The following is a 22,960-nucleotide window of genomic DNA, read 5'->3' as shown; positions in this document are numbered from 1 at the left end:
GTATTGACCAGCTTAAGCTGATTGTTGTTGTGGCTGTGATTTGATTGTCTCATCAGGTGACGTTTGATCAACTGATTGCCACAATGCTTTGTTAAATTGTAAAAGAACATCCTCTACAGGCTGTTCAAAAAGTTTGTTGGCGCGTTTCAACCCGCCTTGCTGTTGCTTGAAGATGCCTTGGTCCAACGCTGGCAAATCAACAATAGTGGTGGCCTTCATCTGTTTGGCGATAAGCTCTAACCATTTCTTTTGTGGTGTTTTCCACTCCTGACTCGCTAACATGGTTTCAAGCGCTTTTTCTACTCGCTGCTCAAAAGGGATAAGAGGCTCGCCGAGCGCAGCTTGACGAATAAAGCCGATGATTCGAGCGGCGATTTCTTCGTTTTTTACTTCGTTCCACGCAACTTGCAGATCTTGTTCTCTAAAGCGGTTCTTTTCAAGCTCAATTGCCAGCTCTTTTAGGCTTTTTCTTGTTAATTCCCAAGGTTTTTGCACAACTGTTTGAATTGCGATCAAACGGTTGCTGTTGGCGTTAACAAAATCACTAAATGCTTGCAGGTAATCGGATGGTTTTTGCCCATCACCGTAACCTGTAGTGACATTGGTCACCTCGTCGCTATGATCTGAAATTATCACCGGTGGGCGGTTACCTCCTCCGATCACTTTACTATCCAATAGCTCGCCTAAGCCCGGATGCTTGGTAAACCACTCTGCAACTTCGTCAACTGGTCGACTCTTCAGATCTTGAATAAAGTCTTCAGGGGATTGGCCGACAATGGTTTCAAAATCTTCTCGCTGAGAGTCAGTCAAATGACGGCGTTTAACCTGAAGCTTGGCGATGAACTGATTTTTTGCCAACGTTTGCAGTTCTTCCTCATCGACTTGCGTCATTTCATTCTCGAGATCGCTGAACGTTATATTCACGTTGGTAACGACAGGTTTCATGCTGTTCACATCTTCAAGCTGAGTATAGATATCGACCGCGTCAAAGATTCTAAATGGTCCCTTGGCGATCTCATCACATAAACGGGTTGCGCGGCCCAACATCTGTTCAAACAAGATTCGGCTATTCACACGACGCAGGAAGACCAGATTACAAATTCTGGGAACATCAACCCCTGTGGTTAATAAATCCACCGTCACCGCAATATTGGGTAAACGATCGTTCTTAAACAGACGGATTTTTTCTAATGGCTTATCCGATGCTCCGGTGATTTTTTGGATGGCGTCGTCTTCCACCTCACCATGATAGTGTTCACACGCTTCTTTTAGGGCTTCGACGACTTGATCAGCGTGTTTATCCGTTACACAGAATATGAGCGTTTTCGCTTCAGAGTAAGGGTTAATGGCATCACTTTCTATGAGCCATTTGGTCACGACTTTGGTGAAGTTTGGGCTCACCACCTTCTTGTTAAATTGCGATACATCGAAATCGAGTTCATCTGGCGTACGATATTTTTCAATCGTATTGTCTTCTACGTTGTAAGCCTGAACTTCTTCGTTGATATCGTAATGAATGCCCTGCTCTGCAAGCTTGGTGTGAATTCTTATCGGTGGTAGGTGATCGTTAAGATAGCCATCAATAACCGCTTCCGTATAGGTGTAACTAAAGATAGGTTCACCAAAGATATCTACCGTATGCAGCGCTGGCGTGGCAGTTAAGCCAATTTTGAAGGCATCAAAGTAATCCAAAACTGCACGGTACTTGGATTGGTAATCTTTTTGATCACGAAACTCTAGTTCCGTCTCACTCTGAATCCTGTCAAGTAAATAGCCGCGGTGACATTCATCAACCACTATACAGTCGTATTGACCAACGCCTGGTTTGGTATCACCATCATTCGGGTACAAAATACGTTTCACTAAGCCTTGTACAGTAGCGACATGGACTTTGGTATCGTCTTCAGGCTTAGCGACTGGTGGTTTATCTGCTTCCATACCAATAACATCGAATGTATCGGCAAAGGTATTTAAGTTCTCTAGGCGCACTTCACCAAAGTCAGTGGTTGCCTGAACGCCAAGAGCAGAACGATCAACCAAGAACAGAATTCGGCGAAAACGTTCTGCTTTGAGCAAGCGATACACTAAAGCAATACAGGTTTTAGTTTTACCGGTCCCGGTTGCCATTGCTACCAACGCGTTCGTCTTACCTTGCTTAATCGCCTGTTCTACTGATTGAATTGCCTTAACCTGATAGTCACGTAGTTTTAGATCGTAATCAAACCCCATCTGGTCAAGCTCTTGTTCTGCTTGTTGTGGCGTTTGACGAAGGTAGGCTTTAATCTCACTAGGCGAGTACCAACCTTTCAGTGCTCTTCGGCGATTAGTCGTGTCTCTAACATCTAAAAACCAAATACCGCTCTCTTGCTCTAGTTGTTCTAAGTAAGGTCGACCATTAGTCGCGAAAACGACTGGCACTTTGAACTCACCGTAAGTGGTTTCAATAACAATCCCACCTTTATTGGCTAAGCCTTTGGCATAACGCTTCGCTTGGTCAATTGCGCCATAGACATTCTTCGCACTTTTCTTCGCTTCTACCACTGCAACAGGAGTTAAGCCCATAAATAAAACGTAATCAGCCGGGCCGGAATTAGTCGGCCATTCTGCTATCGCACGGTTCTCATTGGCAACTGGCCTCGCACCTTTTGAATATTTAAGGTTTACGCTGTCTGCTTTCCAATTCGCATCATTGAGTTGCTCGTCAATCAGTACACGAGTTTCTTCTTCATTTAGCTCCAAACGTGACTTTTCAATCTTACCAATAAGCTTGGCTTGCTCATCTGAACTCTGCTTCTTAAAGCCAGCCAAATAAAGAACGTTAGCATCATCCATCTTCTTGCGATATTGAGACAGTGTCGCTTCATGTTCAGTTGCAACCTCTTCCCATAACTGGCTTTCTGCCTGCATCTGCTCAGCTCGCATTTTCTGCGCTTGAGCTTTTTCAGCTTCAACTTGTTTGAGTTCTTCAGCGACTTTTAATCGTTCTGAGGTTCTCTGTTGCGCAATTTCTAACGCTTGCAGTTTTTCTTCGAGCTGTCTTACATGTTCAGATGGGTCTTGAGGTTTTATGAATGGCTCAGGCCTAAAGCCTTTTGCGCGAGAGCCTCCAAACAGAGTATGGTACCAAGCACTAAGGGCATGCCCTAGCACCAAAGCTTTTAACGCATCTCTGTGACTAGAAGAAGTGAAATCGTGGTTAGCAGAGTTACCAAGCTTTCTGATGGTATGGAAAGAATCGCTAATACGCGCATCGAGAGTGAGTTTGTACCCAAGGTTCCGTAAGAGATCGACTTGTCTGATATCTCGTCCATCTTCATCTTTGCCATATCGAACACCAACACGCGCAGCAACATTCTGTGCTAATGCTTCCCCTAGCTGACGAATCTTTACCAAAGTAGTATTAGGGGCAGGAACAAAACATTGCTCTGCTCGATTTGCTAATTGAAACAGCAATTCATCATGATGCTTTAAAAACTCAAAATTACTTTTATCCACGCAAAGTTCCTTTCACCACATCCAACAGGCTTTAAATGCAACTAGACTAACATCTTACTATGTTTAAGACTGTTAGTTAATTCATAAAGTTAAGTGGTTATTTCTACCTAATTTAGGCTTTATATGAAGTTTCAGTTCTCAGCTAAAATACTTCACAAAGCACAGTATTCTTGAGTTTTTACTTTTACAGTAGGTAAGGAAACTGATATTAGAAATTGCCCCTTTGCAGTTTATAACCACACAGCCTCTTGTTCCAAAGCTAAGCCATGCTTCTTCATTTCCATTACCAATTCTCGCACCTCTGTAGATTCTTCTAAAAGTGTTTGGCTGTTTCGCTCAAAAGAGTCAAATTCACGTGCCGTATCAACCCAAAGCTGGTTTTGTCCATAACGGTTCAAAAGTTCCTTCCAGTTAGGCATCACCCAAAATTCGGTTCTAGTTTCTAGCTTCTCTTTTAGGCGTCGGAAGTTATTCAGCCCTACACCGTCATAATCGGCAAAAAAGTAGACAATCGGTGACCTTTCATGCACAGATAGCCAATCAATCAGCTTGTTGTGTAGCTGTCCTCGGTACCAAATAACGGTAGTGGGTTCGTTATTGGGCAACCAATCTAGTCTGTCAAATAGTGCTTGGTTCTCCACCAGCCAAATAGAATGATGAGTTTGAAGGTTCTTGTTTCTTTCTCCACCCACTTCAAGGGAAAAAACGCCAAACTCTTCTGTCGCTATATTTAAGTGCTCAGTTAGTATTCCAGAAACCTCCCACAGCGGATTTGCAACCGTTTTAGCCAGCACATAGGTGACATTGTGACCTACTCTTCCTTGTTTGCTGCTTCGTGTGGAGGCTATGTTTACAGCTCTTTGCGGAGCAGATGGAGACACGTTTTGATTTGGTGCCAACTGATCCAGTGTGACTTTAACGACATCCATATCTAGAATGTCGTAGACAACGCCACGCCCTTTAGGAGTAACTTGTACACTCTGAGTTTTACGGCTGAACTCATCAAGCTGCTTCTTCTGAGATGGCGTCATTACAGTTCCGGCGACGGAATCTGGATAAACATCGACTAGTCGCGTTAGAGCTTTAACCAATGCCTGACTCATAATGATGGCTCCACTTGTGGTTGCGACAATTCTTGGCTCTCAATTGGTTCGAAAATCTGCCAACTATTTTTGCTGATGTGGTTCTTACCATTAGCCTGGTGGATAGGCACACAATAACGAGCCGTGGTTAACGGTGCTGGTGAGGCAAAAATCAATGCAAAACCGAACTGATTAGCAATCTCTATCAAGTTAGCTTGGTTCTTGGTATCTAGGGCCAACGCCTCATCCAAGTAACATACCGCTTTCATTTGGTGGCGCTTGTCTTGCATTAAGTGAAGCATTGCCAGACCAGTCACAAGCTTAGCCATCAATACTGTTCCGTTAGAAGCCGCACTATCGATATCTTCAAATGACTCTGGTTGCTGGCCTTGCTTGGCAACGACAAACTCAAGCCTGAACAAATCTGCCACTCTTAGGCCTTGGCGAGCATTACCTTCTTCAATCAACAGGCTCTTCGCTCGATCTAACTCCACATCATCAAGAATACTACCTTGATCAAACAGCTCGAAACTCTGACCACTCGCTGTTTGCTCTGCTTGCTGGATTAGTACATTCATCGCATCAACAAGCTGACTCTCTTCAACGGGTTCAATCTTGAAAGTTTTGAGATCCGATAACTGCCTGTGACTGATTAGCCGGTTAAATTCCTTCATCTTACTTTGTAGTGCATAGAGTCCACTGCGCAGCTCTCTTAAACTCGCAGTGACGTTGACTACTGCCGATCGAGCACGCCTTTCCAACGCTTTCTTCTCATCATCCAAACAATGACTGAATTTAATAATGCCTTTTAACTCTTCATCCTGAGTTTGAGCCATCTGGAACTTGGTAAGCCCCTTTTGAGCTAAGTCATATTTTATTTGGCGCAATTCTTTGGACAACTTATCGAGGTCTTTACAATTCTCGATGTATTGTTCAAGGCGAACGGGTAGATATTCCAGAGACCATTCATCCACAGTAATCCAAGGCGTATGGGGTTGCTCCGAAAGAGCGTTAAACAGCGCTTGATCATCAATTCTTTGATTTTTCAGCTTTTCAACAAGTCCATCATCTGAAGCAAACTTATTTAGCTTATCCGTAATCTCTCCGATTTGCTGTGCCAATTCATTGTACTTCTTATCCGCGCTATCAAGCTCGGTATTAATCGCTACCAGCTGACTATCAAACGTCAGTCTTAGTTCGGTTCGCTGTGCCTGGCCTTTTGTTAATTGTTGCAGCTGCTCGTGGTCCCTCAAGTCCTGTTCACACTTTTTTACTACGCTATTTAATTCGTTCTTCTTCCTCTCAGCAGCCTCACTTTCTTTACTTGCCTCAAGCAGTTGTTTGAGTTCTGTTATTTGCTTATTAACATCGTCTATTTCCTCCACCAGCTCCTGCTCTGTTTTTTGAACATGCTGAGGAATAAGCTCCTCAAGGGAAAGTTTTAAACCTGAAAGCGAAAGTTGCTCAGAAGGTTCACCATTGAGCATTTGTCGAAGCTGATTGATATCAAACGAATACTGCGAAGGTGGCAGCTGCATTACTCGTTGGCTAAGCACTTTGTTCAGCTTTTCTAACTCATTTACATTAAGCACTTTAGAAAGATGAAGGTATAAATTGTCACCCAAAGTTTGATGTTGAGAGTGCAACCTTTGCAGCTGATCTTCTCTCTCTTTCAACTGTTTGCTAATCGCAGCAGAAGACGACCGCTGTGATTGAACACACAAGGCAGCCTGAGCATCATATTTCTGCTCCGCAGCTTTCAATTGACTCTCTAAAAACGATTGATCCGGGATCAAGGTAAACCGCCCTTCCAACTCTTGTCGCAGTTTCTCGATACGGTTTAACTCTTCCAGTTTATTGATTAAGTCTGTACGCTCTCCTGCACGGGCGATATCTTGGCTTCGGAGCTCACGTTGTGTTTGCTCAAGCTTAGTTTTTTGCGTTAATAGATTCTCAGTCTGCGTTTGAACATGACCATGCCAATCCTGCAGCAATTCATTAACCTTCGGCTGGCATGCGGCGATCTTTCCTCGCAGCGACAAGGTACGCTCAAACTTTTGTTCAAGCTCTTGAATCGTTTCCAGATTGTTAACGGCTGCTAGGTACTGCTCGCGTTCTAGATTGATGTCTTGAAATGCTTTCTCCCACTCCTGCTTAAAATCGATGCTAGAATTCGGTAGCTCTCGACTAAATATCTTTAACAAGTAGTCTTTCACATCACTGGAGTTTAGCTTGTCGAGCCGAAGCGTTTTGGTGAGGACTTGCTGGAACGAACGTGCGTCACTTACATGTTCAAGTTTAAACACCGTAAAATCGATGTCGCCGTTTTTCTTACTTTTTGCACCACCATAAATCGAGTGTCTGAACTCTTTATCATTGAATTTATAGACTCGATGTTTTTTTGTCGCTAAGTGATTGACTAACTTCGGTTGGGCAACGATATTTCCATCATCCATTCGGAAATCATCTAGGTTTAATTCACCTTTGTAAGCGAAGTATTCGTAGTCATAACCTACCCCTTTACCAACACAGCCAAACACCACGGTGCCGGTTTGTGGCAGGATGACTTCTAGCAAGATGAAAGCACTGTTATTTGGGAAGTAAAAACGGCGAGCCTTCTCTAATGAATGAGAGCCAAAATCCATCCTTCTTTGGTCGATGATGAGCAGAAACTGAAGTGCATTGATTAAGCTTGTTTTGCCATGATTATTTGGCGCAATTAATGACACAGAGTCATCAAGAGGAAGTTCAGCGCGCTGGTAGCCAGCACTGCCAATTAACGCTAAACGTTGGAAACCGTAACTTAGCATGATTCATCCTCCTCATAAGCGGCCAAGTCGCTGCCGGATTTTTGTTCAGTAATAGCTTCGAAATGGTCTAAGTAGCGATGTACCGAAGGCAGTAAACGCCAATGATTGTTATCTTGAGCGGCAAAGCCTTTTCGCACTGCGTTGTCGAATATCTTTGCTAGTCCATCTTGGTCGAGCTCTTCTGCATCCAAAAGCTCTTGATGCTTTTCGTAGACCTCATCTAGCAAGGCATTATCAATCGTCCATTGGTAAAACTGACCGAGGGAGCGGCCGCTATCAGCTTGATGGTCAAATATCACCATGAGCAATAGTGCTAACTGGCGTGATTGTTTATTGATGTTCTGGCTACCATCTTCATCATGGAACCAAGCAAAACCCCGGCCATCAATGCGCAAGTCAAAACCTAAGTTAGCAAATAGGTACTGGTACTGCTCTGCTTGCTGTTCTAGCTCATGCCATAGAGCAGCATCCGTCGAGCGGTTGAGATGCCGACCAGAGTTAAAAAGGTTAAATAGCTCAGTCAGATGAGCTAGCTCATTTAAATCGATTTTGCTATTTTGCATTATCAACATCCTTGGCAATTGTTGAGCCAGTCAACATCTTTATTTCGTGAGGGTGGTAGGTTACGGCTACTGTGTTCAACGCTGTAGTACTTGAGCTCGCCCCTAACGTGCTTTGCCACTGAGGATCACGAACAAGCTCGTGATAGACTCGCAACAGCTCGGTATCTGGTAGGTGCTGATAGTTTCCTCTGAGCCACGTCATTAGATTCGCGACTGGTAGCGAATCAGCAAGTTGTTCCCTCAGAAGCTCTTCATCAACCCAGTTGATCATTGGACTTTCAGTCGCTTCCTCTTCATCCGGGAACGGTATAGAGCTAGGTTCAAAGTCCAAGAACTCTGCCATCAACTCACGAACTTCATTACCCAATTGAATTTTAGTCACGCGGCTACTTTTCCACATAGGCAAACCTTTGGCATTCAGTCCTCGCGCTAAACCCTTTTTACGAACTTGGCTTAGCTGCTTGCTAATCACCGCTGAAAGTTGATTGTGTTGTCTGGCTTCCTCTCTTAATGGCAACAAAGTATCGGCACATTGCTGAGCAACGACTCGTCCTTGGTATCGAAGATCTTTGACTTGATAAGCTATCTGACGCATTGCCAGTCTTTGTTGATACAAAGATCCACGCATGGAAAGTATGTCAACGGCAGTATCGAGTGCTTCTTCCGCCTTTTCTAATAAGGGGTAGAAACTACCTCCAAGACCGCTATCCATCATTTCGTTCATGGGTTCTACGTATTGGTCATACACTTCCAACACTTCACGGTAACGACGCTCAATTGGGACACTAGTGTCCGCAGACTTCGCCAATTCTGCTATTTCAAATATGGCTTGTTTATCCTGGGTTAACTGTTGAGTAATTTTTCTAACCAGTTCCGACAGCCTGTTCGCGCCAGTACGAAGTAAATCGTTGTCCGCCACATCAAGCCCTTCTAACACTTGGCTGGTGGCGTCTTTAATCGCATCAACACGCGCTTTAAGTATCGCTGATAGACCTAACTCATGCTCCTGGGTTAAGCCTCTGACAAAGTCCACAACGAGCGTGTTTAGCTGATAGTCGCTGCTGCGATTGATAGGCTGCAATATATCTGCATTAACAAGGCTGGTGAGCACAGTATTACTTTCCGTATTTTTACTTTTGTACTGGTTAATCACCTGTTCAAGAACTCTCAACTCAAACGCTGGAAACTCTCTCGAAAGCCGAGTTAACTGCTCAACCACCTCCCAATGTTGATGTAACTGAAAAGTGAGACTCTTAGGTGTGGCCATTTAAACCTACTTCATACGTATCTAATAGAAAGAACAAAACGAACTACTTGGTTGACTATTCATTACCACTGACACAATATATCGCTATTAGCTACAGGTAAATACTGATTACATACACACGTCGCATAAGTAGACAGGAATCAAATAATGAGTAAATGGCCAATTCGGTGGGATCTTCTGTTTCGATATCGAATGATTGAGATTATTGCGTTGTGGGAAGGCCGTTTAACAACCAATCACCTGATTAAGAGCTTTGGTATTGGCAGACAGCAAGCTTCGAAAGACATCAACACCTATCTAACCGATATCGCACCAGAAAACCTTGTTTATGATAAGCAGCTGAAAGGCTACAAGCCCAGTGATAGCTTTAGCCCACGTGTAACAAAGGGGCATGCTGATGAATATTTGCACATTCTTTCGAGAAGCGAAGATATGACAATCACATTTAAAGAACTCGATATGGGGTTTGATAGTGTCTCGATGATTCGTCCTATTACTCGTAATATATCACCACAAGTATTACGTCCTTTGGTACAGGCGATACGGGAGAAAAAACGTGTCGATATAAGCTACACATCACTCAAAGACGGTCTTGAAGTCGAACGGATTATTTCACCACATACATTGGTTTGTACGCCCCTAAGGTGGCATGTTCGAGCTTACTGCGAACATGCTAAAGATTATCGCGATTTTGTGCTCAGCCGCATAAGAGGTATCCCATGCCTTGAGGCTAAAAATGTAATGGGGAAGTCCAACGATGACCGATGGAATACTCCCCTCGCTATTGAGTTGATGCCGGACCCGAGACTGACAGAAGCTCAGGCCGCTGTCGTTGCCCATGACTACGGTATGGAAAATAGCACACTCACGATTCCAACTAATGCTGCGTTGGTTCGCTACGTTCTCGATACTTACAATATCGATATTAGTGTGCTGGATTCAAACCCTAAAGGTCAGCAGGTTATTGTGGGGAACTTTGAGGAGCTAAAGCCGTATTTGATTTTTTAAGTGCACTTGGGAACATTCTTAAATTGCTGTTGAGAATTTAGCCGATAATACTTAGACCATTCCACAAAAGCTGTAACGCCCTCGTGGAGTGGTACTTGTGGCGTAAACCAATCTCATCAAAAAGCTCTTTTACATCAGAGTAAGTAGTAGTCACTTCACCTACCTGCATTGTCTTCAATTGCCTTATCGACGACACTCCCAGTTGATATTCCAACAAATCAATCATTTTTGTGAGTTTGACGGGAGCCCCGCTACCGACATTAAAAATCTGATATGGCGCTGAGCTTTGTGCAATGGCTTCATTAACTTTTAGCCACTCTTGGTCCTTCTTTGGAATTATCTTTGTTACTCGAACTACTGCTTCTATAACGTCATCGATGTAAGTAAAGTCCCGATATAGCTCTCCGTTATTGAAAACATCGATTGGCTTTTTTTCAATCATTGCCTCTGTAAACTTGCACAATGCCATATCCGGCCGACTCCAAAGACCGTTAACGCTGAAAAAACGTAGTCCTGTCGTTGGTAACCCATACATTTGAGAGTGGCTATGAGCCATTAACTCATTTGCCTTTTTAGTTGCAGCATAAAGAGAAACTGGGTGATCCACATTGTCATTCGCTGAAAACGGAATTTTATCGTTCAGCCCATACACTGAGCTCAACGAAGCGTACACCAAGTGTTTAATGTTAAAGGCTCGACACGCCTCTAGAACTGGAAGAAAACCTATGAGATTGCTCTCTCCATAGACCATCGGCTCTTCCGAGGAGTAACGGACGCCAGCCTACCCAGCTAAGTGAATCACACAATCAAATTGTTCTTCATTGAACAGACGATTCAATTCATCTGAGTTTTCGACACTCATACGGTGGAATCTAAACCTTACATCTCCAACCCATTGCAACCTAGTTTTTTTATGGTTCACATCATAGTAGTCATTGAGGTTATCAACGCCGACTACATCGTATCCATCAGCACAAAGCCTGCGACAACTATCGCTACCGATAAAACCGGCAGCATCCGTTACAAATGTTTTCATAGCCTTCCTGTGCTTGGGAAAAACAAATCAAGAGTGAAAATGTTGATCAAATACTCATAAATGTCAGTTAGTTACATGAAGAACTCATCAAGTTGCTTATTATAAGCAAATTAATCATCAATCAACGTCCCAATAATGAATAATGTCATTGTTCTTATCGCTACAAAGCCCAGGCTTTCACTTGTTTCTGCGCATGCGCTTCCTTCTGTAACCAATCAAACATACCAACCTAAGGCTGTTGTGCTCGTATCAGATACACGCTCACTAGATCGGCATGAAGTATTGAACCTTCGCTCTGAACTCAAAAGTATTCCGCTGCATGTGTTGGACAATTCACGTGCGTCCGGCGCCGCTGGTAGTTGGAATACCGGTATCAAGTATATATCTGATCACTTTCCAAATAGCTATATCGCTATCATCGATGATGATGATGTTTGGCAGCCAGAACATCTATATTCTTGCCTACTTAGCAGCGAAGAAGGAACGGCAGATATCGTTCTGTCTGGTATCAATGTGAAGATAAATAACAAAACGGTCTCTACTAATATTCCCAAAGCTCTTGAGACTAGTGACTTTCTCGTTGGTAACCCAGGATGGCAAGGCTCAAATACCTTTATTAAGACTGGGCTTGCTACCAAAATTGGTGGTTTCACTGACGGCTTAATTAGTGGAAATGACAAGGATTTTGCGATTCGAGTTTTGGAGTCAGGCTTGGCCACCATTCGCTATACCAATTTGGCGACCGTTGATTGGATGTGCAATCACTCACCCGATGCGCTATCAGCCCCTGGCTCTAAACAGAAACTACACGGCAGTGCGCAGTTTCTAAAACTTCATGGAGAGAAAATGTCACGAAGTGAGATGGATATTTATTTCGAACGCGCAGCAGAGCTGTTTGCACTCTCTAAGAACGATATATTAGATGAAATAAAACGGCTGGAGAGTATCAATGGCTAACTTCTACTCGCGTGCGCCTATTAAATACACTAAGATTTTATGCGATCGTAATCTGCAAGTTTTACACACTTCCTCACCAGAATTTGACGCTGCTGAAGTAGTAATCGCCATTGCCCATAAAAACCAACCACAATATCTCATTCGAGCACTTAACAGCGCTGTAAATCAGTGTCTCACTCAAAGGCAGGTTGCACGCATCGTTGTACTGGATGATAGCTCCGGTATAAGTTGGTCATCAGAAGCAAGTGCTTTACTTCACCATCCATCTGTTACCCTTTTACAAGCAGAGTGCGGGTCACCTGCTAGAGCAAGAAACCTTCTCTTAGACTGGGCAGATACACAGCCATGTATACAGTGGGTTGCAAGATTGGACGCTGACGATGAACTATTTGCTAAAGATAGCCTACATGGATTATGGAGCGCTGTTCGTAATACAGATAAAGTAGCAGCTCTAGGAAGCAATAAGCTGAGAAAAGAAGATGTGATTCTCCAAGATAACAATATCGCAAATCCAAACAAGCTCTGTAATCACTTAAGTTTGACGAGATTTATCGATGATTTTGCTTCTGCCAAGCAACAACAAGAGCTCCCGTCATGCAACTTATTACTCAAGACTAATCTGGGTATCAGGTACCCAAACATCAGAAGTGCAGAAGACCACTGGCTGGTCACTAAACTGTTAATGCTAAATCCTTCTAAGGTAGCCATTTGTTCTTATCCTATTTATGCCATCTATTCTCTTGATGGAGAAGATACAAAGACAAATAAGACTAACGAAATTTGGCTAGAGCAGAGAAAAAGGCTTGCCTATGTTGCAAGAACATGGAGCACTCTATTGTCTACCAATCGCCATCTGCTTGGTGTTGGTATGGAGGGGGCGGTTTGGCTACAGCATAATCAAGTGGTTAAGGAGTTTTACCCTTGGGCTATTTCTGATGCCGAAGTCCGAAGCCTGAGAACCTTACTCGCTGAAAAAGATCTTCCAATTCCGACGGCGACTTGGAGAAAGTGTGATGGAATTTGGCAGTACAGCACCTTCTTCCAAAGTAATGCATTAACTAACGAGAAACTTTCCGAAAAATCCATTGTAGATTACCTGAAAAAACTCTATCGCGCTGGAGTTTGCACTCTCAACATCAAGCGAGATAACTTAATTGTCACTCCACAAGGAGACTTGGAATATATTGATATCGGAAAGGACATACAGCCTCTAACCTCCTCACACTTTCGGGATATGTGCGCCCGCCTCTATTCTATTGGAATACTGGCCAATGCTGACGAAGAACTCGTGCGTCGGCGGAGTTGGCGAAGACAAGATGATGCTTTACTGGGTCTTCCCGGATTCGAGCAGTTTTACCGCAAGTTGATCACAGAACTTCATCCACAATGCCTCGAACCTTGCCAAGCACTAACGCCGATGGCCTCGTTTAAGAGCGATGCTATAACTCTAATGATTAAAGCCTGCGCACAAGATGCTGAATTACTTACTGACCAAGTGCTACATATCGTAACGCAGCTTCGCTACCCAGTTGATTTCGCAAAAACAATTCTTCTGATTGATCCTCACGAGGGGGATTTTTTACGTCAGTATTCGAACCCAAACCTAGCCTCCGTTCTTGAACAAGCCGCGAAGCTAAAAGACGATGGACTAATTGACTCCGTACTAGTTTCCCCTTCAGACGCAACAGCCATAAATAGAACGTACGAAAAATGGTTTGCCCAACCTAGGTGCACAGAAACCCATACCTGTCAAAATGCTCCCTTATTCCCTCAACTCTGGGGGCTTGACCAAGTTACAACTAAATATGTACTGCAGTGCGATTTAGACGTGCTTATTGGTCGTCGAAATTGGAGCCATGATTATATTGCCGACATGATTTACGCCTGTGAGCCAGGGGATGTACTTACCGTTGGCTTCAATATTCCCAAAAGCAGCTCTAGTTTTAATCCTTATAAAGGAGAGCCTGGTGAATTTGCTCCCGAAGTCCGTTTCGGACTCTTAGATATTGCTAAGATTCGTAATCAACTACCAATTGATAATCCTTTGGACGAAGGCAAGTTCACTCACACTTGGCATCGTGCACTACAGCAAGCAATGAAACATAGAGGACTTCGCGCTGTACGTGGTGGCGATCCACGAAGTTACTACGTTCATCCTAGAAACGAGCACAAACACTTTTCGGAACTTTCATTAGCGAGAGATCTAATTGCCCAGGGAAAAGAGCCTACAAAGCAACATGAGGAGTTTGATTGGGTACCCGGCATTCATTGGCAATATGAGCAAAGGCGCGAAAAAGTCGTTTTTTTGTTGAAAGGTAAGTACACAGACCATGCCCTGCTAAGACGCTGCCTAGACTCTTTGCGGAATCAGACAAATCAAAATTTTGGTATTGTCCTTATTGACGATGCCAGTAGCGCCACTCATAACTGGTGTTATCCAATGTTGTTAGATGAGCTACAAGCTAAAACCACCTTAGTAAGGCGCAGCTCTAATACTGGGAGAATGCCAAACTTTATATTGGCAATAAAAGAAATCTGCCAAGATCCTAGCACCCTGGTTGCAGTGTTAGACCAAGATGACTGCTTGATGCAACCCAATGTTGTTGATGCTTTGTATGCGGCCAAGAAACAGGGAGCAGACTTAATTCAGATGCCTATGTTCCGCCCAAATAAACCACTGCATTTATACCAGCCGGATTATACTAGTCCTAGGCTTGCTGCCGGTGCGAATGTATGGAGCCACCTAAGAGCCTTCACCAAAGCGTTGTTTGAACAAGTTCCTGAGGAGTATTACAAACATGAAGACAGCTCTGAGTGGTTCGATTCAGCTACAGATTATTTAACCATGTTACCTATGGCGGAACTCGCAAAAGCCCCTATCTACTTAGACACAGGCTACACCTATTGGCACATGCGCAAAAAGCTGGGCCGAGATGAAAAAGAGCGCAATAACCAAATGGTTCAAGAGATTATGTCTATGCCGACACTTTCTCAGAAAAAAGTAGAGCTTGTTGAGCCAAAGCCAGATTTTTTTGAAGACGGTTTACCACAGTAGACAATTCGTTGTCGTAAAGCCACCAGTTTGGGGAGGTGCCCCTCCCCCTTAAAACAAAAAACAGTGGCTCTAAGGTCTTTAAGCTTAAAGAATCAATATGCGTGAACCATGTCATGGGCTCAACCTCGGATAGTCCTTTCAATAGTTGAGTCGCTTCTTCTTTTTGTAAGCTTGGCAATGACTGAAGCTTTAACAAAATACGATTACTTGTTGTGCAATTGGCTGGCTCATAATGTGTTAACTTCATTGCGTAGCCTGGCCAATTTAATTTGTCCATCCAACCAGAAGCGAGACGCCGTTCTCCAAGCCAGTTATGGTATGCAGCCGGCAACGCTTTCCGGTTATTATAATCTAGGGGCCTCTCTAATGAAGGCAGCAAAGTCATCCGACTAACATTTATCGTGACACCAAATTCCAGCATTGTCTTGAGAGTGAGCAGACCAATTGAAGGTTTACACCCCAATAGGGTTCCCAATTCCTTACCATGAGCCTCTAGCTTTTCACAAAACAGTTTGCTTGGTACTTCGCCTTGAACAAGAACGCCTGTCTTGATACCTGCCAACTTACTATTAGTAATCAACAAGTCAGCGCTTGAAGCGACGGTCAAAGGTTGATTAAATCGGATAACTTTCTCATGTTTTTTTATGACTAAGTCTCCCGGACCATTGCCAACAATATGCCATTCATCCACTTTCTATACCTTTTGCAATCAAGTCATAACTAAGGCTTACACCTTGAACTTGTATACTTCCAACGTTTACCCTTATGTGATGTCGGGCTTTCCAAGTTACTGCATTAGATCCCTCTCGGAAACGCCACCCTCAAACACTGAACAGTTTTGACTAAGTATCGGGCATCTCGCTATTTTGCACGCTACCCACCCGCTGAACAGAATTATATTCATTTGCGTGGTGTACCGTTAAATTTCTATTACATCCTTCAGAACTCACTTTTAGTCAGTACCGCCCTTTCGATTCTGATTCTTTCCCCCCTCAGTCTGGGTGATTCAGATCTCTTTCAATCTTACAGGTTTGCCAGCCTTGCTGGGCAAACACAAAAAAGAGAGGCTAATTAATCGCCTCTCGATTAAAACGATCTTACTGTTTTGCTGTTATTAACGACACATCTTTTGATGATCACAACTGATCTGTAAGAGTTCTAACGAATTAACTAAAATACGGTGGAGCTTTCAACGAACTACCTAGGTTAACGAACGGCCAAAACGCTTCGTTTATAAGATCCCAGTTCGATTTTTGACTTGATGTTATAGCGATGATACTCGACAGTTTTCACTGAAATATCGAGCTCTGACGCAATATCTTTGGAAGAAAAGCCAAACATCAGGAGATCAAGAGTTTCACACTCCCTTCCTGTGAGTTTTGCTCTATCTTCTGCTAACGAGACGAGACATTTACTGCGTTCGAGTGCGTCGGTGACTACCTTTAATAAAGAACAGTTATTCACGGGTTTTTCGAGGAAATCCATTGCTCCTTGTTTTACCGCCTCGACCGCAATATGAACTTGTCCATGCCCACTCAAAAAAATAATCGGCCAATGTGGCATTCTTTCTTTCAGACAACGTTGTAATTCTAAACCACTCATTCCCTCCATCCTTAAGTCTAGAATGATACAACCTGGTAAAAAGTTAGGTTTAACTTGACTCAGGAACGCTTCAGCAGATGAATAGCATTCGCCTTTTAAGTTATTTAGGACAAACCACCGTGACATAGCTTTTCGAATTTGTAAGTCATCATCTACGACAAATACGGTCATTGATTAACCTCCACTTTAGGAAACAAAATTCTGAACGTTGTACCACGACATAGCGAAGATTGCTTATCGTCGAGTAGCTCGATATGGCCGCCAAATCCCTCTAGCATAGTTTTACAAATAGACAGCCCCAACCCCATCCCTCCCTTTTTGGTCGAGAAGAGTGATTGGAAAATCTTGTCACGCACATCGCTTTCAATCTCATCACCGTTGTTATAAATATCGATGATAATGTTGTGTTCAGAACTGACGTTAGAGAATGTGATACATGTAGAGTTGGCTTGGATAGCATTTTTTATCATGTTCACAAATACCTGAGTAAGCGAGAGTTTATCAACATTCACATAAATGAGGCTCATATCACCTTGCTCGAAGATTTGGACATTTTGTGTAGTGATAGTTTCACTAAGTAAGCGCTGTGCATCGTTAAGGCACTGGCGTACCGCGATAGTTTCGATTTGAAGGGACTTACCTTCAACGATTCCTTTGTAAATACATCTGTGGATTTGAACCGCTTTATTGAGTGCAAACTCGACGTCCTGATTCAACTCAAGCAAAAGGTCACGGTCTATCTGTCGGTCGCTTTGAAGTAATTGCATAGACATCTGACTGTTCATGAGAGCCGCTTGTAATGGGGAAGCAACCTCATGAGCAATAGTTGAACTCAATTCACTGAGCGATGACTCCTGCATCAAGTTTGCCAACGCCAATTGATTATCCCGCAATCGTTCATTCACGGCTATTTGATTGTCGTGATACGAGCCAAGTAAGAGCGTAATCAACGCAGTAACTGCATAGAGCATTTGAATCTCAATAATACTGTAAATTTGAGCATTTAGGAGGTTATAGAGCGTTGCGGTTAAAATGTTTACAGACAACGCGCTGAATATGGCAGTTTTTACGCCATGTTTCACCGAGACCAATGCGACAGGTATAAGCACTAAGTAATAAAAGTGGGACCAGTTTGGTTTAATAATAACCACTAGAAAAATACCCAAGCACAATAGTGTCGCCAGAATTACGCTTACTATTTGACTCGGGGTGGTTTTCTTTACAAATTCTTTCGCTGTTTGAAGAGGGTTTGCGCTTTGAACAGATTTCTCCAGCGCAAACGCAACAGGCGTGAACATTAGTAGTCCGGTTAAATCTCCCACCATAAAAGAAATAAAAATGTTGTGCAGACTGCTTAAGGGAGTGAGGCCAAATGTATAGAACAAAGCTGAAGCAATAACGCTAGAACACGCGGTAGCCAGAAGACCCATTACAATAAACCGCCAAACGGCATCAATATCGAAAAAATTCAAAGCAGGTCCATCAAGCAGCCTTTTTAGCCCATAACCAGCCAAGGCATATATCAGTGTCTGACGAGAAATGTGAAGCCAATTAAATAAGGTAAGCTCCCAAGGAGGATGTTCTGAAAAACTAGCAAAAACGGCAGATATAAAAATTATCGGGAAGAACCGCAATCCTTGAGTAAAAGTTAACGCCACGATAAACGCTGGAGCGGGGAAAAATGCACTTACTGCTGCCACGTTTGGGTTAAGCAGAAAAAGTAGAGAAAACTCATAAAGAATGAAAAAGGTGATAATGCAACGAAGGCTATTAAAAAGTAAGTTTTGGTTCAATGTCTTAAACACTCAATATGACAAAAACAGCATGCTGATTAAGGTTTTTTGTAGAAAATTATAATGATAGAGCTTGTATTTTACCATATCTATACATTCACACTGTGAATTCTTGGTGTGATTGATGATTGTTCTGCATTCAAAAAGTGACTTCCCAGTATTTTTTACTGATTTCAAATTTGGCAGATTCGTATATTTTTTATTTTTTCAGTCTTATAAGGAATAAGTATGCAACTTCCAAAACGAACGCTTGCGGTAGCCATTGTGGCAAGTTTACTTTCTGCGTGTGGTGATTCAGAAGAGTCTAATCCATTACCACAAAAAACATTGACTGCCATCGACGGATATCTGATTGGTGCGGAGGTATATGTCGACCGAAACCAGAATGGCAAAGCTGATACAACTGAAAAGTTGAGTCAGCTCACCGATGAAAACGGCCGCATAGCTATTCCGAGCACTGATGCAGAATTCGATGTAATTGTGAAAGCCATTGTCGGTAAAACTCGAGACAGCGACACTGGTGGCACGATAAAGCAGAATTTTGAACTGCTTGCAAAAAGCACCAGCTCGGTAGCATCTCCTTTTACAACCATAGCTTTTGCTCAGAACAAAACCATAGAAGAGTTGGCCAACATACTTGGCTTTGAGCACAAAACGTTAAGTCAGGACTATGTGACATTGAAAAACTCATCCGAAGATGCCAAATCAGCGCACCTTTTTGCGAGAAGTATTGTTTCCTCACTGGATATGGATAAAAACAGTCAGGATTTCACTAAGCGAGTGGAATCTATTAAGCATGAGATAAATCAACTTATAAATCTGGACAAAGATCTGGATGACATGGTTATCTATTTATCTGACACCGGCGTAGTTTCTGTATCTACCATGCCACCAACGCTTGCTGAATTTATGGACAATCAGTCTTATTTTTCTATTAGTATGAATGACTTCTGGCGCACCCGAAATAATGGCGATGAACTTTCGCACTGGCAGTTCGATATTCAAAACAATACAGTTGAGTTAAATGGTGAGAAGCAGTACTCGCTGGCATTTGATGATTTAAATCCTAACTCCTTCTTTATGACGATGCCGAAAGAGCCAAATGTTAAATGTGAATACCCTTATAAAACGGAATGTCGTACAGAGATGCAAGATGATTTCATTTACATGGAGAATGAATTTGCATTGGCAATTTCCATTGATGGTGATATTCAGGCCTACCTCAAGCCAAAAGAATCAGAGCTCATAGATCACACATTGAATGGCGTTGAACTATTCGACTTGACCAATAGTTCAATTGAACTGAATAGTTATTATCACTTGGATGACAAATCGACAAGCTGGTCGCCAAAACCTTATATGGAAGAGTTTCCTCGCGGTACAATTCAAATCCAATCAGCAGTCAATGGAACAGTGTCTTTCGGCGATGTTGACTACCAAGTGATGCGCGGTAATGGACAGGTTTACATGATAAAACGAATAGCCGATGGACATCCTTCCTTGTTGTTCCGCAATGCGCAACTGGCGGCGCTGATGAAGTCAAAATGGGAAAATCACACTTTGAAAAAACCAGATTAATCAATAGCGTTGTTTATACAGTCGTTTGACTCCTAGCAATTGTATATGTTTTGGGTCATCTTGAGGACATAGACTTTAGCAACTGAAAATTATCTATCATAAAATCTTGCTAAACCCCAGCCCAGCTGGGGGTAACTTTCGTTGACCACAGCGATAAAATTCGTTCGGTCGAAATAGCAAAATTATAAAAGGATGAAGTGAAAGCATCAGTATAATCGTAGCCTGACACTCCTCAGTTCTGTGAGATTTATCGTTCTCGAACCCGGCGCTCACCCAAACACGCTTCCATCCAATCTTCAACTTCACTATCCACCCAGGCGACGGCTCTATCACCTAAATTGATTGATTGCGGAAAGTTATCATCATTCATTTTTCTGTAAATCGCTGATCGGCTAAGGGCTGTCTTTTGCATAACTTCTTTTAACTTTAGAAATCTCATGGGACGTCCTCCTATGTTATTGGTTCCCATGTGATTACCTGACACGTAGAAAAATACCGTTTTTTACATTGTGGTCTGCAATGCCAAATGCAAACCCAGTAACAACAAAAAAACACCTGCTGGCTATGCCAGCAAGTGATTCATTATTATTACAACTGACGGTTCGCCACCGCGAGAGCGTATCTATAAGCGGCGTCTTTTCCAGCAGAACAGGCCGTGACTTTTCTTACCTCAACGTGCTTATCTGCACTTCGTTTATCCACTAGTTCCCAAAGAGCTTGATTGGTTACAGGCTTTTTATTTGCCTTACGCCAATTTCGACGTTTCCAGCCATCTAACCACTCATTAAAGCCTGAAACGCAGTAATCACTGCTGGTATAAACAATGTCACCGTCTCCGGCAAGTTCAAGCCCAAACGCAAGTGCTGATAACTCTAGGTAATGACGATCTATGACACTGTCAAAGTATCGCCAGTCCTCATCTGCCATAGTTCCACTTACATCGAATATAACCAGCCCAACACCACCAACGGGGCGGCCTCTTCGTTTCTCTACGATTGCTGCTTCTACATAAATTTCTTTATTCATTTTTATACTCTCCAAAGACTAAAAAGCCGATACATTCTTTGCACCAGCCAATTGTGTTAATTGTTCATTCGTCGCTTAATTACGATTGCTACATAGCAACGGTAAGTAAGTTATTTTTTACCTGTCCCTGAGAGTGATTACTTTCAATCCTCCATCCCTAGCAAGCCGATTTAAAGCCCTTTCAGATATATTTCATCAGTACGCATAACCAAACAGATGATCCAAGGAGCTTTTATGCGTAACTCTAACAACCAACACGACTACCCATTTAAAACCTCAGAGTTGAATGAGCTGCTAGAACGTGCAGCCGAAGCACTGGCTGCAAAATACAAACGAGAAGGCACCTTCACTAACCCTACCAATGTAAAAGAGTTCTTAAAGCTCAAGTTAGGGGCTCACGACCGTGAAGTGTTTGCTGTGATGTTTCTTGATAACCAACATCAGTTAATAGAATTTGAAGAGTTGTTCTTTGGCACTATTGATGCTGCTTCTATCTACCCACGCGAGGTGGTCAAGGCAGCGCTAAACTACAACGCCGCCGCGGTAGTTTTTGCTCACAACCACCCGTCAGGTATTGCGGAGCCCTCTCAAGCTGATAGGCGTATTACACAGCGGCTAGTGGATGCACTAAAGCTGGTAGATATCCGCGTATTGGACCACATCGTTGTGGGTGAGGATTGTGTGTCATTTGCAGAAAAGGGGTGGGTATGAATAGATTCACCATTTCCGGCGTTAACGAAGAACTCGTTCGTCCCATGCATTGTTTTCTTGATGCGCTAATGTCTGAAAACGTCATCCCAAGTACAGTCAAGCGGATAGCGTTAAACATACGCGCTAAAGATATGAATAGCCATTTTCAACCAATCGAAATTCAATTAGAGCGAGCATCAAGCCAAGCACCTTGGCAACTCCGCTTTATTGCCACCTTTGATGTGATAGTCACAGGTACATCACAAAAAGAGTTATCCCTGTATTTCAACTTCGCAGGGTGTTGGTTTTATCACCCAGAGATTAAGCAGTGCCACTTACAACGGCCAGAAGTACAAACCTTACTTGCTAGCTGGCTCAAAGCCATCACTCACACTCTCACTGCGCAACCTGCAATCTCAATCAACATCACGTCTATTCGCTAGTCCGAACTACCTTCACAGAGGTCCCTATGAATCAAGCTGCCAATCTGGCTATGTTCGCGTGCAAGCGAGCTAAGCCTTCATATCAACTTATCGAGTTAGTCAAACGCACTATCTATGATGTTAATTACCGAGGAAAAATGACCATCCATTTTCAAGATTCAAGCTACCATCCGAAAGACGGAGGCTTTCACCCGGTCTCTATTACGGTGGATGTCAAAGATAGCCATATCGCTCTTATGGAAATCACTGACCTTGTTTATGTAGAAACAGGTACACAAGAGCTCGTTCCTGACTTGGCTTTTGATTTTGCTAACGACGTCGCTTTCGCTCGTTTCAGCGGATGGCTTGGTATGTACCTGCAAGAAACAACCGAGCTATATGGGATGTGGGAGTGCAACTTTCTAGCTTTTGTAGAAATGAACGCCTACGACCAAGTTCAGGTTGAGTACAGTTAATCATCACTCGTAGCAACCCTATCCACTGAGTATCAAACTCAACTTCATATCACAAACATTCAACACAACCACCAGCACAGAGCTAAAACGAGGCTGCTTC

17 protein-coding genes and 1 pseudogene are annotated in these 22,960 nt (G+C 43.0%); 7 read left to right on the top strand and 11 right to left on the bottom strand.

The window, feature by feature from the left end; translation table 11 throughout:
• Window positions 1-12 precede the first annotated feature (12 nt).
• The 5 genes from hsdR to MU515_RS16390 form a co-directional block, all read right to left on the bottom strand.
• Window positions 13-3,495: a type I restriction-modification system endonuclease gene (hsdR, locus tag MU515_RS16410; RefSeq protein ID WP_260261468.1), complete on the bottom strand. Its 3,483-nt coding sequence runs from the start codon at window positions 3,493-3,495 to the stop codon at window positions 13-15.
• Between the two features lie 230 nt (window positions 3,496-3,725).
• Window positions 3,726-4,598: a DUF7281 domain-containing protein gene (locus MU515_RS16405; RefSeq protein WP_260261467.1), complete on the bottom strand. Its 873-nt coding sequence runs from the start codon at window positions 4,596-4,598 to the stop codon at window positions 3,726-3,728.
• The gene (locus tag MU515_RS16400) at window positions 4,595-7,387 is read right to left on the bottom strand and encodes a coiled-coil domain-containing protein (RefSeq protein ID WP_260261466.1); all 2,793 of its coding nucleotides are present in this window, start codon (window positions 7,385-7,387) and stop codon (window positions 4,595-4,597) included. The genes MU515_RS16405 and MU515_RS16400 overlap by 4 nt, the downstream gene beginning before the upstream one ends.
• Window positions 7,381-7,950, bottom strand: a complete 570-nt coding sequence (locus MU515_RS16395; RefSeq protein ID WP_260261465.1) for a DUF4194 domain-containing protein — start codon at window positions 7,948-7,950, stop codon at window positions 7,381-7,383. Before MU515_RS16395 ends, MU515_RS16400 begins: the two co-directional genes overlap by 7 nt.
• Window positions 7,940-9,217 carry a hypothetical protein gene (locus MU515_RS16390; RefSeq protein WP_102426308.1) on the bottom strand — a complete coding sequence of 426 codons (1,278 nt, stop codon included), beginning with the start codon at window positions 9,215-9,217 and terminating at the stop codon, window positions 7,940-7,942. The genes MU515_RS16395 and MU515_RS16390 overlap by 11 nt, the downstream gene beginning before the upstream one ends.
• 147 nt (window positions 9,218-9,364) lie before the next feature.
• Here MU515_RS16390 and MU515_RS16385 point away from each other — a divergent pair, with 147 nt between their 5' ends.
• Window positions 9,365-10,225: a helix-turn-helix transcriptional regulator gene (locus tag MU515_RS16385; protein WP_260261464.1), complete on the top strand. Its 861-nt coding sequence runs from the start codon at window positions 9,365-9,367 to the stop codon at window positions 10,223-10,225.
• Here MU515_RS16385 and MU515_RS16380 read toward each other — a convergent pair.
• Window positions 10,222-11,261, bottom strand: a pseudogene (locus tag MU515_RS16380) (NAD-dependent epimerase/dehydratase family protein). The gene MU515_RS16385 and the pseudogene MU515_RS16380 overlap by 4 nt on opposite strands.
• A gap of 135 nt (window positions 11,262-11,396) precedes the next feature.
• On the opposite strand from MU515_RS16380, the gene MU515_RS16375 reads away from it, so the two are divergent.
• Both MU515_RS16375 and MU515_RS16370 read left to right on the top strand, forming a co-directional pair.
• Window positions 11,397-12,218, top strand: a complete 822-nt coding sequence (locus tag MU515_RS16375) for a glycosyltransferase family 2 protein (protein WP_260261463.1) — start codon at window positions 11,397-11,399, stop codon at window positions 12,216-12,218.
• Window positions 12,211-15,273, top strand: a complete 3,063-nt coding sequence (locus MU515_RS16370) for a glycosyltransferase family 2 protein (RefSeq protein ID WP_260261462.1) — start codon at window positions 12,211-12,213, stop codon at window positions 15,271-15,273. The genes MU515_RS16375 and MU515_RS16370 overlap by 8 nt, the downstream gene beginning before the upstream one ends.
• Here the strand turns inward: MU515_RS16370 and MU515_RS16365 are convergent.
• The 3 genes from MU515_RS16365 to MU515_RS16355 form a co-directional block, all read right to left on the bottom strand.
• Complete coding sequence (locus MU515_RS16365; RefSeq protein WP_260261461.1) at window positions 15,194-15,964, bottom strand: hypothetical protein; 771 nt, start codon at window positions 15,962-15,964, stop codon at window positions 15,194-15,196. The two genes, MU515_RS16370 and MU515_RS16365, sit on opposite strands and share 80 nt — an antisense overlap.
• 515 nt (window positions 15,965-16,479) lie before the next feature.
• Window positions 16,480-17,046, bottom strand: coding sequence for a response regulator transcription factor (locus MU515_RS16360; protein ID WP_260261460.1), 567 nt, complete (start codon window positions 17,044-17,046; stop codon window positions 16,480-16,482).
• A complete protein-coding gene (locus MU515_RS16355) occupies window positions 17,043-18,680 on the bottom strand; it encodes an ATP-binding protein (protein WP_260261459.1) in 1,638 nt (545 codons plus the stop codon). The genes MU515_RS16360 and MU515_RS16355 overlap by 4 nt, the downstream gene beginning before the upstream one ends.
• A gap of 216 nt (window positions 18,681-18,896) precedes the next feature.
• Between MU515_RS16355 and MU515_RS16350 the strand changes: the two genes are divergently transcribed.
• Window positions 18,897-20,246 carry a hypothetical protein gene (locus tag MU515_RS16350; protein ID WP_260261458.1) on the top strand — a complete coding sequence of 450 codons (1,350 nt, stop codon included), beginning with the start codon at window positions 18,897-18,899 and terminating at the stop codon, window positions 20,244-20,246.
• A 247-nt stretch (window positions 20,247-20,493) separates the two neighbouring features.
• Here the strand turns inward: MU515_RS16350 and MU515_RS16345 are convergent, their stop codons facing one another.
• Together MU515_RS16345 and MU515_RS16340 are read right to left on the bottom strand one after the other, a co-directional pair.
• Window positions 20,494-20,715 (bottom strand): AlpA family transcriptional regulator, encoded by a 222-nt coding sequence (locus MU515_RS16345; RefSeq protein ID WP_198592989.1) that lies wholly within the window; start codon window positions 20,713-20,715, stop codon window positions 20,494-20,496.
• 119 nt (window positions 20,716-20,834) lie between these two features.
• Window positions 20,835-21,272 (bottom strand): RNase H family protein, encoded by a 438-nt coding sequence (locus MU515_RS16340; RefSeq protein ID WP_260261457.1) that lies wholly within the window; start codon window positions 21,270-21,272, stop codon window positions 20,835-20,837.
• Window positions 21,273-21,506: 234 nt separating this feature from the next.
• Here MU515_RS16340 and radC point away from each other — a divergent pair, with 234 nt between their 5' ends.
• From radC to MU515_RS16325, 3 genes are read left to right on the top strand one after another with little or no spacing between them, the layout of a single operon-like run.
• Window positions 21,507-21,983: a RadC family protein gene (gene radC, locus MU515_RS16335; RefSeq protein WP_017062802.1), complete on the top strand. Its 477-nt coding sequence runs from the start codon at window positions 21,507-21,509 to the stop codon at window positions 21,981-21,983.
• Window positions 21,980-22,405 carry a DUF2787 family protein gene (locus MU515_RS16330; protein WP_102349764.1) on the top strand — a complete coding sequence of 142 codons (426 nt, stop codon included), beginning with the start codon at window positions 21,980-21,982 and terminating at the stop codon, window positions 22,403-22,405. Before radC ends, MU515_RS16330 begins: the two co-directional genes overlap by 4 nt.
• Before the next feature lie 26 nt (window positions 22,406-22,431).
• On the top strand, window positions 22,432-22,860 hold the full coding sequence (locus tag MU515_RS16325) for a DUF2787 domain-containing protein (protein ID WP_260261456.1): 429 nt from the start codon (window positions 22,432-22,434) through the stop codon (window positions 22,858-22,860).
• Window positions 22,861-22,960 lie beyond the last annotated feature (100 nt).

Source organism: Vibrio intestinalis (assembly GCF_025195085.2).
GTDB lineage: Bacteria > Pseudomonadota > Gammaproteobacteria > Enterobacterales > Vibrionaceae > Vibrio > Vibrio intestinalis.
Note: the sequence above shows the minus strand (reverse complement) of the source record. Positions and strands in the feature narration are given on the sequence as shown.